The organism is Maribacter sp. BPC-D8 (genome assembly GCF_035207705.1).
Taxonomy (GTDB): Bacteria; Bacteroidota; Bacteroidia; order Flavobacteriales; family Flavobacteriaceae; genus Maribacter.
Window position 1 is genome coordinate 2,655,415 of the sequence record NZ_CP128187.1, and the last position, 12,697, is coordinate 2,668,111.

Annotated in this window: 12 protein-coding genes and 1 other RNA gene; 10 read left to right on the top strand and 3 right to left on the bottom strand. The window is 34.3% G+C overall.

Features of this window, described 5'->3' with window-relative positions:
• The first annotated feature begins 82 nt into the window (after nt 1-82).
• The 6 genes from QSV08_RS11810 to QSV08_RS11835 all read left to right on the top strand — a co-directional run bounded on the left by QSV08_RS11810 (nt 83) and on the right by QSV08_RS11835 (nt 5,137).
• The gene (locus tag QSV08_RS11810) at nt 83-988 is read left to right on the top strand and encodes a phospholipase A (RefSeq protein ID WP_324023557.1); all 906 of its coding nucleotides are present in this window, start codon (nt 83-85) and stop codon (nt 986-988) included.
• A gap of 239 nt (nt 989-1,227) precedes the next feature.
• Nucleotides 1,228-1,863, top strand: a complete 636-nt coding sequence (locus QSV08_RS11815; protein ID WP_324023559.1) for a hypothetical protein — start codon at nt 1,228-1,230, stop codon at nt 1,861-1,863.
• A gap of 21 nt (nt 1,864-1,884) precedes the next feature.
• Nucleotides 1,885-2,175, top strand: coding sequence for a winged helix-turn-helix domain-containing protein (locus tag QSV08_RS11820; protein WP_324023561.1), 291 nt, complete (start codon nt 1,885-1,887; stop codon nt 2,173-2,175).
• 56 nt (nt 2,176-2,231) lie between these two features.
• A complete protein-coding gene (locus tag QSV08_RS11825; protein ID WP_324023563.1) occupies nt 2,232-2,684 on the top strand; it encodes a Coq4 family protein in 453 nt (150 codons plus the stop codon).
• Between the two features lie 355 nt (nt 2,685-3,039).
• The gene (locus QSV08_RS11830) at nt 3,040-4,440 is read left to right on the top strand and encodes a DUF4173 domain-containing protein (RefSeq protein ID WP_324023564.1); all 1,401 of its coding nucleotides are present in this window, start codon (nt 3,040-3,042) and stop codon (nt 4,438-4,440) included.
• Nucleotides 4,441-4,744: 304 nt separating this feature from the next.
• Nucleotides 4,745-5,137 carry a DUF2809 domain-containing protein gene (locus tag QSV08_RS11835; RefSeq protein WP_324023565.1) on the top strand — a complete coding sequence of 131 codons (393 nt, stop codon included), beginning with the start codon at nt 4,745-4,747 and terminating at the stop codon, nt 5,135-5,137.
• A 14-nt stretch (nt 5,138-5,151) separates the two neighbouring features.
• On the opposite strand, the gene QSV08_RS11840 is transcribed toward QSV08_RS11835, so the two are convergent.
• Nucleotides 5,152-6,357 (bottom strand): NAD(P)-dependent oxidoreductase, encoded by a 1,206-nt coding sequence (locus QSV08_RS11840; RefSeq protein ID WP_324023566.1) that lies wholly within the window; start codon nt 6,355-6,357, stop codon nt 5,152-5,154.
• 176 nt (nt 6,358-6,533) lie between these two features.
• On the opposite strand from QSV08_RS11840, the gene ssrA reads away from it, so the two are divergent.
• Nucleotides 6,534-6,934, top strand: a transfer-messenger RNA (tmRNA) gene (gene ssrA, locus QSV08_RS11845).
• Between the two features lie 211 nt (nt 6,935-7,145).
• Here ssrA and QSV08_RS11850 read toward each other — a convergent pair.
• Nucleotides 7,146-7,550: a response regulator gene (locus QSV08_RS11850; protein WP_324023567.1), complete on the bottom strand. Its 405-nt coding sequence runs from the start codon at nt 7,548-7,550 to the stop codon at nt 7,146-7,148.
• 781 nt (nt 7,551-8,331) lie between these two features.
• On the opposite strand from QSV08_RS11850, the gene QSV08_RS11855 reads away from it, so the two are divergent.
• The 3 genes from QSV08_RS11855 to QSV08_RS11865 all read left to right on the top strand — a co-directional run bounded on the left by QSV08_RS11855 (nt 8,332) and on the right by QSV08_RS11865 (nt 11,268).
• On the top strand, nt 8,332-8,562 hold the full coding sequence (locus QSV08_RS11855; RefSeq protein ID WP_073242711.1) for a hypothetical protein: 231 nt from the start codon (nt 8,332-8,334) through the stop codon (nt 8,560-8,562).
• An 830-nt stretch (nt 8,563-9,392) separates the two neighbouring features.
• A complete protein-coding gene (locus tag QSV08_RS11860; protein WP_324023568.1) occupies nt 9,393-9,596 on the top strand; it encodes a hypothetical protein in 204 nt (67 codons plus the stop codon).
• Nucleotides 9,597-9,903: 307 nt separating this feature from the next.
• Nucleotides 9,904-11,268 carry an exonuclease domain-containing protein gene (locus QSV08_RS11865; protein ID WP_324023569.1) on the top strand — a complete coding sequence of 455 codons (1,365 nt, stop codon included), beginning with the start codon at nt 9,904-9,906 and terminating at the stop codon, nt 11,266-11,268.
• Nucleotides 11,269-11,286: 18 nt separating this feature from the next.
• Here the strand turns inward: QSV08_RS11865 and QSV08_RS11870 are convergent, their stop codons facing one another.
• A complete protein-coding gene (locus tag QSV08_RS11870; protein ID WP_324023570.1) occupies nt 11,287-12,696 on the bottom strand; it encodes an MBL fold metallo-hydrolase in 1,410 nt (469 codons plus the stop codon).
• Nucleotide 12,697: the final 1 nt, after the last annotated feature.

Below are 12,697 nucleotides of genomic sequence, written 5' to 3' on the forward strand. Positions count from 1 at the left end.
TTTGATTGTGTTAATTTAAAATACGAATACATTTACAAATACGCATTCAAATATATAATTTTGACACTCTTAAAATTCATCGATGCTTAAAAACACAACTATAGTTTTAATAATTGCTTTTATAACAGGTACATATTATATCGGTGTCGCTCAAGAAGACCATGATCATAATTGGTATTTCAACAACAGTAAAAGTTTAAGTGAATTATGGGAGCTCGATGATGAGCACCAACGCGGTACGTTTATTCTTACTTCTTATAAACCTATTTATATAACTGCTGCAAAATTTTCTACCAACCCCAATGAATTTCCGCAGGCAGAAAATTCAGATAAAGTTTTAGATGAACCTAGCAGCTTAAACGCTGTCGAGTCAAAATTTCAAATCAGTCTAAAAACTAAGATTTTTCATGGTATGTTCGATGGCAAAATGGACCTTTGGATGGGCTATTCACAAACCGCCTATTGGCAAATTTATAATACGGAGCGTTCAAGACCATTTCGAGAATTGAATTATCAACCAGAGATCATAGCAAACTTTCCCGTTAATTTTCCGATTTTGGGCTTTAAGACAAAAATGATAGGCGCAGCTATAATTCATGAATCTAACGGACAGTCAGACCCCATTTCTAGAAGCTGGAACCGTATTGCTTTTCATGCCGCATTCGAGAAAGGAAACTGGCAGGTAATGCTAAAACCATGGATACGTATCGGAAGTAAAATAGATGACAACGAAAATATATCGGACTATATAGGTCGTGGTGAAGCTGATATTACATATGACTGGGGTAGACAGCGTTTTAGAGCCATTGCCAGACACTCTTTAAACTTAGGAGATAAAAGTCGCGGGAGTATACAATTGAATTGGTCTTTTCCTATTTTTGAAAACTTCAATGGTCATTTCCAATTATTTGATGGTTACGGCGAAACACTCATTGATTACAACCACCGACAAACCACCTTTGGTATTGGGGTTTCGTTGATTAATTAAAAGTACCCTTTGTACAATTCTTGAATTAAATTGGTCGACTTTTTACGCACTTGGCCATAACTAATCCATTTTAAAATACGGATTTATAAATAGGTTCTAATATCTAATATCTTTAGATATACCAGTACTTTCAAGCGAAATTCAGACTTGTATCCAATAATCCTTTTTAAACTTTTTTGATTCAGCTTTGTTGAAGTTTCAGTTATTTATTTTAACTTTGTATTTCAAAGTACTTTAATATGGAGACGAATAAGTATCTAAACGATATCACCGAAATTAAGAATTTAATGAATCGTTCTTCGCGGTTTATTTCCTTAAGCGGACTCTCAGGAGTACTTGCCGGGATCTATGCTTTGATCGGAGCTGGCTTTGCTTATGTTAAGCTAAAAGATACCTCAGCTGCCAATTACGAAAATTTTTCTGGTAGGTCTTCTTCACTTTGGGAATCAGATACTGTTAGCGATTTAACTTTAATCGCCATTGCCGTTTTGGTGGCAGCAGTAATTACTGGGTTTATTATGACCTTGAAGAAGTCTAAAAAAAGTGGGGAGAAAATTTGGGACAGTACCAGCAAGCGACTTGTATTCAACTTTGCGATTCCGTTAGTAGTTGGCGGACTCTTTTGCCTGGTATTGATGCAACAAGGCATCGCTGGTCTTGTGGCACCTGCTACCCTCATTTTTTATGGGCTGGCATGTGTAAATGCAAGCAAGTACACCATGGGCGATGTTCGATATATGGGTTTAGCTTTTATAGGAATTGGACTAGTTAGTACACAATTTATAGGATATGGATTGTATTTTTGGGCTTTAGGGTTTGGCGTTTGCCACATTCTATATGGTGCATTAATGTATTATAAGTACGACAGAAATTAAGATCAGCCCAGCTATAGATATATGAGTTTAATTGACAACATAAACAAAGCTTTTGACCACCGAATACGTTTGGGCATTATGTCTATTCTAATGGTGAACGATTATGCTGATTTTAAAATGCTAAAAGAACTTTTAGGTGCTACCGATGGCAATTTAGCCAGTCATACCAAGGCACTTGAAAAGGAAGAATACATAAAAGTGGAAAAGCAGTTTATAGGCAGAAAACCGAATACCCGTTACTCTGCCACTCCCCTTGGCAAAGCAGAGTTTAAGAAGCATATTAATGCTTTAGAAAAACTAATAGGTAAGTAGTATATTTTTTTATCATTTTACTTTGAAATTCAAAGTACTTTTAAAAATAATAAATAATGAGAGCAGCCATTTTAGAAAAATTATATGATTGGAGCGTAGCACCCTATCAATACTTCAAGAAAAATGAAGCGTGGCAATATAATGCTGAAGAGCTCAAAGGCTATCCAAATGAATCTTTAGGTCATCATATGGGCAAATTTCTTATTGCCAACAGCTTTCAGTTGCAAGAAAAACTAGAGAGTCATGATGTATTTCATGTACTCACCGGAACTGGAATTTCTGTTCCCGATGAAATAAGTATGCAATTCTATTTATTGGGAAATGGAAAAAGAAGTCTTTACTTATTTACCGTCATATTAGTAGGCTCTATGCTGTATCCGGAGTATTGGAGGTTCTTTATATCAAAATATAACTGCGGAAAATCGGCACTACCCTTTCATCAATTAGATTTTCAGAAACTGCTGCATCAACCCATCCAACGAATAAAGTCCACATTTTTAATTCAATAAATCCCACAAAAATGAAAGCAAAATTTACACACTCAATTAATTACATAGCTGTATTAATAGCTATAATCAGCTTTATTCTTGGCTCTATTATTCTACTATTTTTTAAAACAACTGGAGATTCTATTTTAGTCGAAATCGGTTATTTATATACGATTCTTGCTGCCGTTACCAACACTATTTTACTTATTCTCATTTTCATAAATAGCATTCGCTATTATAAAGACTTCCCCGAACATATTAGTACCGTGCTAATTATTATAGCAAATATACCTGTCACCATTTTTTACTTAAATCTGATTTAGAACATAAAAAATATTTTCTACAACTATCAATAACCTTTTAAATACATCATATTATGAACGTCCATATAAAATCACTCTTATCTGCCTTAGCCTTCAGTTTACTATTCTACAGCAAAAGCTTCGGTCTAAATCTATTCTTAATATCAATTTTAGTCGTAGTGCTTGTTTCTACCCTAAAAGAAACTAGAACCATGTCATGGGGCTATGCTCTTACCTATATTATAACTTCAATTTTTATACTCATTAACCCCACGGGGTTTACCATATTTGTCCACTTCATGGCATTAATGATATTTGTAGGCAAGTCCATTTCGAGCAAAACATCTTTATACCTTTCTTGGTTACTTGGCTTTACTAATTTATTGGTTGCGTCTATCGCAAATTTCATTCAAAGACAAAATTCGGTAGAAGAAAAAGATGTAAAAAAAGAGACTTCACCAAAACTGTTGAACCGTTTAAAAGGCGGATTCTTCGCTGGTGTTCTACTGATCTTATTTGCGATGCTTTATAAGAATGCGAATCCGGTTTTTGAAAATCTAGTAGACCAAATCTCTTTTGACTTTATCAGTTTCCCTTGGGTATTCTTTACATTTCTTGGTTATATTATATTTCTAAACATTTTACGTCCATTAGATGCACAAGAATTAATAGCAGTCGATGCATCTCAGAAAAATGAATTAGAGACTCCGACTGAAATAGAAATAATAGGTCAAAAAAAGCAACTAGAAAGTGAGCATACCTTAGGCTCATTTATATTTATCGCACTTAATTTTTTACTAGTATTCTTTTTAGTAACAGACGGAATTTACCTGTTTCAAAAAACAGACATTTCTAATGCAGAATATTCGGCATCTGTACACCAAGGTGTCTATGCGCTAATGTTCTCTATAGTACTAGCCATTATATTAATTCTTTATTTCTTTAGAGGAAACCTCAATTTCTATAAAGAGAATACGCAAATAAAAACCCTAACCTATGTTTGGATCTCGCTAAACATTATACTAATCGTTTTTACATCTTACAAGAACTTCACGTATGTTGAAGCCTTAGGACTTACCTATAAACGTATTGGTGTATTCGTATACCTTCTACTTACCCTTACCGGATTAATTACAGTTTATATTAAAGTGGCAGAAGTAAAAAGCTTTGTTTATTTAGTACGTACCAACATCGCCACAGTGTTTGCTTTTTTAGTACTAAGCGCTGCAGTGCCGTGGGATAAAACTATTACGTATTTCAATTTAAGTACACTTGAAAATCCTGATATTCATTACCTCATCGATTTAGGTGATGCTAATAGCATTCAATTATATAACTATGCTAATGAGAAAGAAGTTAATTATGATCTCAAGATTAGTATTCAAGAAAAGTATGACGAATACCTTACCCTACAATCAGAAAAAACATGGCAAGAATTTACGTTTGCCCAACTAGCTAAAAACGATACAGAATGATGGTTTTATTTAAACATAAATGGAACCGTAGAATTGTGAGGGTAGTTTCATTGTATTTTCTACTCTCAACTTTATTACTGTGTATTGCCTTAATACCAGAAACTGAAATTACTACAGTTATAGGTATTATGCTATATCTCAGCTATATCATCATTACCTGCATAGCCTTGATTATAATTTTGATAAATGTACTTAGGTATTCTAAGGATATACAAGAGCATACCATGGTGCTTATCTTACTGATTATGAATTACCCAATAAGTATGCTATACCTCTATTTTACAAACGCTTAAATGTTCAACACATGAAATTCAAATTCAACCGCATCTATTTTATATACTTTCTTGTACTGCTAGTCATCGAAATCTTGATTGCCATATTTTTAAAATCCGGATTCATTCGACATACTTTCGGAGACTACTTGGTAGTCATTCTCATGTTTTTCTTTTTTAAATCCTTCGTAAAAGCAAATGATATTGCGATTGGCGTTGTCACATTATTAATAGCATATGCCATAGAATTTTTACAGCTCACCAATATGTTAAGCTATTTCGGACTAGAACATTCCAAATGGGTAAACTTAATCTTCGGAAACTATTTTAGCATACAAGATTTATTTGCGTATACCTTGGGCATACTAACCGTAACCAGTTTAGAAATCAAAAAACGATTCCTATTAAAACATCCTATAAATTAAAATGAAACCACTACTTATTCTTTACCATCAACATAATCTTGCAAGTATGCATAACGCTCGGTAAGCTTCCCATTTTGTGTCATTCTCGCTCTTTCTAGAACTCCGTCTTTGTCGTTATTAAAGAAAGCAGGAATTACATTTTTTATAAAAGCTTCACCAAAACCTTCACTTGCATCTCTAGGCAGTTCGCACGGCAAATTATCAACTGCCATAACAGCAATCGCATCTGCATTTGTAAAATCCGCTTCAGATTCTGATTCTGGGTGATATCCGTAAATGGGTTCTGCAATTGTTGAGGGGCGAATGGTAGAAGCTACCGGACCGTCAATATCACAACTTACATCGGCAACAACTTGAATTTTGAAATCTTCATGCTTGGCATCCTCACGGGTAAAAAGATACGGAGACCCTTGACCAAAATAATGACCTGCAATATAGAAATCACTCACCTTCGCAAATCTGAAAAAGTTAGATTTATATTCCTCAGGGTTCGCAAAAAAGTCGGCTTTATTACCACGAACTCCGTCTTTACGTTTGTTATATTCCCCAGCATCAATTTGGCAATATACAGGCTCATTGAATGTCTCTTCTAAATATTCAGTAACATTCACCCTTCTTATTCCCATACCGTCTAGCATTTCTCGAGCCCCATTACCCACTCTACCTCTACCGGTAAGTAGTACTTTGATTGCAGGTAATCTTAATTTTTTAAGTTCATTTATTAAAGCTTCTTGATCTTCTAAATCATTGGCTTTTGGTAATTGAAACAAACCAAATTTGAGTCCGTATGCACGAAATCCGTTATAGGCACCAACGATACCAGCGTATCTACCAAAGGCAACAACGCGTTGTTCTTGCTTGTTGGTAATTACCTCATGGTCGTACATTTCAATATTCTTCTCTAATATAGCTTGAAGCAAGTCTCTATTATAAGGTTGCTTTTTAATAGTATGTGAAAAGAAAAAGTACTTTTTATTCGGAATTAAATTATCAATAGGCACCTCTTTAACTCCAAGTAGCACCTCGCAAGCATTCATCTCATCGGCTACAGATACACCTAAAGCTTTATAGGCATCATCGGCATACGCTCTAATAGGCGAAGGTTCTACAATAATTTCAGCCTTAGTATATGTGTTTAAGACTTTTTGACATGCTTTTGGAGATAGAACTACACGCTTATCTGGTGGATTCTTACGTTCTCTGATGATTCCGAACTTCATATGGGTTTGGTATAAATATTGCACTAAATTATACAATTAGAAACACTTGGCTTCGGTCAAAATAAAAATTATCTAGGATCGTAAAGTTTTGTTAGCTTTGCTGCCCGCTATTTAATAGTTGAAGTCGATTGAATTGATGCAGCTATTATTTAGATTAGGAAGTTCTTTTACATATTGGGGCCGACCGGTTTTGACAGCGAGACCAGTTGGAATGTAAGCATGTCGAGCGCTGAGAAACAGCTCGTTAATCTCATTTTTCACACTTTTAATTGGCGAAAACAATTACGCTCTTGCCGCTTAATCCGAATTACAGTAGGATTTAGCCTCGTCCCTACCAGGTAGGGAAGCGAGATGTTCCTGAATAGCCCTTGTTGATGGCGATTCTTATAGGAGCACCAGAAAAGTCAACATAAGGGTGTCCGCTCGCTTTGGCGACACCACCAAAATCTTAAGAAGATAAGTGTGTATTGGGCGGTTTCTGGTCAGGTACGCATCGAAAATTAATCAGATTCTAAGCATGTAGAAAGCATTTTAATTGCTTGTTTGGACGAGGGTTCGAATCCCTCCGGCTCCACGATTAAGCGCAATAGGTTTGTGCTTTAGAACATAAAAAGTCCGACAAGTTTACTTGATCGGACTTTGTTGTTTTAAAGCGTCTGGCCATTTTTTTGGACAGCCAATTGCATTTACAGAACGTGAGCTTTTGGGAACACCGTAAGGTAATCCTCCGGCTCCACAAATAAAAACCACCTCTTGGGTGGTTTTTTACTTTATTCTATTTGTACAATTTATACTGCTATTTTACTCATAGTAATAATATCATTCAAATTTTTAGCAATTAAAGGTTTTGATACAAAATCGCGAACCAAGTCATAACTTCTTCCTTTTTTAATTTCAGATTGATCAAAGTGAGAACTCACAATGTATACCTGTGGTTTGTTACCAAAGCTTAGTTTTTGAAATTTGTCCAAAAATTCCCATCCATTCATTACTGGCATATTTAAATCTAGTAATATAATATCAGGCATTTTCTGTCCGTTTTTTAGAAGCGAAGTTAAATTGTTCAAAGCCTCAAAACCATCTTCATAGACTAGAATATTTGCACTCACAAAGTTATTGTGATTCAAAAGAATTTTAGTGCCATAAACACAAATGGGGTCGTCGTCTATAATACAAACTGTGTCAATTTTCATAGCAATTAATTTTTGATACTACTTTATGTAATAAATATACGTTATAATAATTTTAACAAGATAAAACTTACAAATTTATTTTACTAAAAATGAATATTTATCACATAAAGGTACATTTTGAGTATTTAAAACATCACTTTAAAAACATAAAATCAACTCAATATCAGTTATTTATAGCATATAATTTACAGTAAATTAAAAAAACATAACAGAAGTTCTAAAATATCATGCTAATAATCTTGAAACTGTAAGAAAATATTCTTCATTAAAAAATCGCTTGTATTCTCGTATCGAAAGAAAATTTTAAAAAAACTCGGATTTTAGCACTATTAATATGAAGATTGAATCAACTAGCATAGCGATGAAAGATAACTAGCTTCTTTAAGTATGAACTATCAAATAGAATAGATGAAAATTGTAGGCACTAATGATTATGATGAAAGCTCCTATTATATATGTAACTATAATTTTTGAACAGACCCCATATGAACTACATACAATTTGCATTTTATATGAATCGCAGAATCTGCTTTAATAAATAGCCTATTCAAAAAATCAACTTTAAGTATAAAAAATATATTAAAATCGTTAGCTAACTACAGCTAAAACTACCTATAGTATATTATCTGTAAAACCATTAAATGTTTATTTACAAATCAACCAAAACTTAGGTTACAAACAAATGTGAATTACATTGTTATCAACATGCTCATATCTATTTGAATTAATTACGCGGTTGAAACACTTTTTTATTTATTTTTGGATTCTACCAAAACCAACCATGACCGAAAATATAAGACAAATGTTCAGTAAAATGAACGACGAAACTCGCGATGAAGCACTGCTTCTCTTGAAGTCTGAGTTTAATTTAGAAAGCACCAAGTTCGTTAAGAAAAATTGGATTATTGGCGGTCGTATACCTGAAAAAAATCAAGAGAAAATTGTTCAGATTTTTCAGAACCTTCTGAGGACTCAGGTTTTTAAAATTAATGAGATTAGAGTTCAACTTTAATTTACACTCAAAATACCACTTTACTTCACCTCTAATTTCGAGCATAAAAAAACCGACACACATATGAGGATGCATCGGTAGTTCTACTAACTCAAAACGTACTCTAAACTCGATACAAAGATGCATTCATTTATTAAGTTCAAGTTTACCTAAACATCAAGCTATCTTTAAATTCGATGCTTTAAGAAATTTGCTTCGACAAATATCTACCTCACCTTTACCTTTTAAAGAAATAGAACCAACACATTTTCACTAACTAATAAGATATCTGTTTTTGGTATTGTTCCAATTCTTGTCTACACATAGTTTTAAAGTGAATTGCTTGTTACACAATTCTGTCTTTCCTTTAAAAGGGCAGATTTAAATATCACCTACTATATAAGAGAAAAGAGGCGCTACAAATATTGGGATGCTGTGGCGAACGAAAAATAAATCCGCTGAAGGTAAATTACGAGCTATCCGATTCTGAACTACTATGGTTTATTAAATAACAAAAGAGCATACTCTAAATCTAAAACCTTTTTAAAATCTAAACATATTTTAGTCTAAGCCTTTCTAGTAATTATTAATCGAATTCGGAGAAAATAGGACAGTAACGATAATAAAGGACTTATTTTTTTATTTATTTCATAGAAAAATCTACTATAACTCACATACAATATAAGTTAATACACTTATATTATACCTCATTTTTGTTATTAACAAGAGGTGTTAATAACATTTGTGTGCATTTCATCGAATAAAACCAACTTTTCGTCGTTAATGAATAAAGTTTAAATATTTTCGAAATGCGCTAATAAAATAGCGAGATAATTTTTACCACCAATTACATGAAATTATACCCTACCAAAACCTTTTTCGTCCCTGTAGCAGCCATTATTTTCCTTTTAAGTTTATCTTCTTGTGGGAAAGATTATGACCTAGTTTCAGAATACGTAGTACGAGATAATGCTGAAAAAGTAATATCAAACAATACCGCCGACAGCAACAATTTTGGAGTAGCGGTTATTGATAATGCAAGTACTGTAAAATAGCATTAAGAAATACAAACAGTCTTTCTTAATACTGCTTTGTTTAATTTCTATAAATACCAATTTATTTTAAATTGTAATAAAAGTTAGAAATCTTATCTGGCTGTTTTTAAAGACCACAATCTTTACACTTTAGTAACTACTATATTTTACTATACATTAAAAGTGGATACGCTCAACATTTATTCGCAAATACGTTCGAGTCACCTTATACATATCTACACTTTAGTCAAATACTAAACATAGAAGAGAAGTACCTCTATTAATGCTTTTTCTGCTAACTTTGCAGTACTAAATCATTCTTCTCTTTTTGTATACGATAATTGACATAGAAACTACCGGAAACGGTATAAAGGGTAACCGAATTACCGAAATTTCCATTTTCAAATATGATGGTCACGAAGTAGTAGATGAGTTTACTTCTTTGGTGAATCCGGAATGTCCGATACCTGCTTTTATTACCGGACTCACAGGTATTGACGATAACATGGTACGAAATGCCCCGTTATTAGAAGAACTGATTCCGCAGATTGTAGAAATTACCAAAGACACCATTTTTGTAGCCCACAGTGTCAATTTCGATTATAACGTCATCAAAAACGAGTTTAAATTATTGGGCCATGATTTCTCTAGAAAGAAACTATGTACCGTTCGTTTATCAAGAAAATTATTACCTGGCTACAATTCATACAGCTTAGGTAAATTAACGGCTGCCTTAGGTATTCCTTTAACCGATAGACACCGAGCCAGAGGTGATGCCCATGCCACGGTACTTTTATTTCACAAATTACTGAGAGCCGAAAATGCCGATACTGTTTTTAAACAATTCTTGAATTCAAAATCTCAAGAAGCTACTTTACCACCTGGGTTACCAAAAGAAGAATATTTAAAACTACCAACTACTGCGGGTGTGTATTACTTTAAAGACAGTAAGGGTAAAATTATTTATGTTGGTAAAGCCAAGAACATTAAAAAAAGAGTGCTTGGTCATTTTTACGACAAAAAAACAAAAGAGATTACCCTTTGTGCAGAAACTACGTCATTAGATTTTGAGGAGACCGGTAATGAACTCATTGCCTTACTAAAAGAATCTGCCGAGATTAAACACCACTACCCTAAATACAACAGTGCGCAAAAAAGATCTATTCAACAATACGGCATATTTACCTACGAAGACCGAAACGGCATTATACACCTTGCGTTCAATAAAATAAAGATGACTCCGAATCCGGTTGCTATTTGTTATAGTCCGACCGCAGCCAGACAGTATTTAGAAACCCTGTGCAGTACTTTTGAGCTTTGCCCTAAGTATTGCCATCTACAAGAAAATGTGGCAGTATGCTCGCATTACAAAATCAAACAATGCATAGGTATTTGTTCTGACCTAGATATGGTAGCAGCATATAACCAACGCGTACAAGAAGCCTTACAAAGCATAAAAGATGTAGAAGCTACAGTTGTTATTAAAACCAACGGCAGAACTATGGACGAAAACGGATTTGTAATCATCAAAGAAAACAATTATGCTGGTTACGGCTTCGCCCCTACCGATGTTACCATAGCACAAATTGAAGATCTTGAAATGTTCATTACGCCACAAAAAAATACGCTGGAAACCCAGCGTATTGTTGAAAGCTATGTAAGAAATAATCCTACTGCCGTATTTGCATTATAAACGAAGTAATACAACTACTTATAAAGTGGTCGGACAAACATAATCTGTCTTCTCTAAATCTTCATTTTTAAGTGCTCCGTATCCACCTTTTACATCAATAAGATTATGGATTCCGCGACTCTTTAAAATAGATGATGCGATAACAGAACGGTATCCGCCAGCACAATGCACTAAAAATTCTCCCTTTTCTGGAAATTCAGATAAATGCTTGTTCAACTCGCTCAACGGAGTATGAACGGCACCTACCAAATGTTCACTTTGGTATTCGCCATCTTTACGAACATCAAAAACACCAATATTTCCTTTATCAATAAGGGTTTTGGCTTCAGATGAAGTAATAGAAGTTATTTGGTCAATCTCCTTGCCTGCTGCTTGCCAAGCTTCAATTCCGCCTTTTAAATATCCTATGGCAGAATCAAAACCAACACGCGATAATCTTGTAATTGCTTCTTCTTCTTTTCCTTCAGGTATCACCAATAACAAAGGTTGTTTGGTATCAGCAATTAAATCACCCACCCACGGCGCAAAATCACCATTAAGTCCGATAAATATTGATCTTGGTATATGACCTTTTACAAATTCGTCTTGATGTCTTACATCTAACACCAAAGCTTCCGTATCGTTAGCTGCCTTTTCAAATTCATCGGGAGATAATTCAACATTACCGCGATCTAGTACATCACCAATATCTTCATATCCTTCCTTATTCATTTTTACATTTAAAGGAAAATACTTAGGTGGCGGCAACAGACCATCGGTTACTTCTTTTACAAATTCTTCTTTGGTCATATCTGCTCTAAGAGCGTAATTCATATTCTTCTGATTACCCAAGGTATCGACCGTCTCTTTCATCATATTCTTACCACAGGCAGAACCTGCACCGTGAGCCGGATAAACAATAACATCATCTGCCAACGGCATAATTTTAGTACGTAAACTATCGAACAACGTACCTGCCAATTGCTCTTGCGTCATGTCTGCAGATTTCTGAGCTAGATCTGGTCTACCAACATCACCTAAAAACAAAGTGTCTCCAGAAAAGATAGCATGGTCTTTACCATTTTCATCTCTCAATAAATAGGTAGTACTTTCCATCGTGTGCCCTGGTGTATGCAACACCTTGAATGTAATCTTACCCAATTTAAATTCTTGTCCGTCTTCGGCAATAATAGCATCGAAAGAAGGATTTGCTGTAGGACCATAAATTATCGGCGCACCAGTTTCTTTTGAAAGCGTTACATGTCCACTTACAAAATCTGCATGAAAATGAGTTTCAAATATATACTTGATTTTTGCATTGTCGTTTTCTGCTCTTTTGATATACGGACTCACCTCTCTCAATGGGTCAATTATAGCAACTTCACCATCACTCTCAATGTAATATGCCCCTTGAGCCAAACAACCTGTATATATCTGTTCTATATTCATT

What these genes read in the sequence shown, in the direction of transcription:
- QSV08_RS11810 (WP_324023557.1), top strand. Translation starts at nt 83, where the DNA reads ATGCTTAAAAACACAACTATAGTTTTAATAATTGCTTTTATAACAGGT.
- QSV08_RS11815 (WP_324023559.1), top strand. Translation starts at nt 1,228, where the DNA reads ATGGAGACGAATAAGTATCTAAACGATATCACCGAAATTAAGAATTTA.
- QSV08_RS11820 (WP_324023561.1), top strand. Translation starts at nt 1,885, where the DNA reads ATGAGTTTAATTGACAACATAAACAAAGCTTTTGACCACCGAATACGT.
- QSV08_RS11825 (WP_324023563.1), top strand. Translation starts at nt 2,232, where the DNA reads ATGAGAGCAGCCATTTTAGAAAAATTATATGATTGGAGCGTAGCACCC.
- QSV08_RS11830 (WP_324023564.1), top strand. Translation starts at nt 3,040, where the DNA reads ATGAACGTCCATATAAAATCACTCTTATCTGCCTTAGCCTTCAGTTTA.
- QSV08_RS11835 (WP_324023565.1), top strand. Translation starts at nt 4,745, where the DNA reads ATGAAATTCAAATTCAACCGCATCTATTTTATATACTTTCTTGTACTG.
- QSV08_RS11840 (WP_324023566.1), bottom strand. Translation starts at nt 6,357, where the DNA reads ATGAAGTTCGGAATCATCAGAGAACGTAAGAATCCACCAGATAAGCGT.
- QSV08_RS11850 (WP_324023567.1), bottom strand. Translation starts at nt 7,550, where the DNA reads ATGAAAATTGACACAGTTTGTATTATAGACGACGACCCCATTTGTGTT.
- QSV08_RS11855 (WP_073242711.1), top strand. Translation starts at nt 8,332, where the DNA reads ATGACCGAAAATATAAGACAAATGTTCAGTAAAATGAACGACGAAACT.
- QSV08_RS11860 (WP_324023568.1), top strand. Translation starts at nt 9,393, where the DNA reads ATGAAATTATACCCTACCAAAACCTTTTTCGTCCCTGTAGCAGCCATT.
- QSV08_RS11870 (WP_324023570.1), bottom strand. Translation starts at nt 12,696, where the DNA reads ATGAATATAGAACAGATATATACAGGTTGTTTGGCTCAAGGGGCATAT.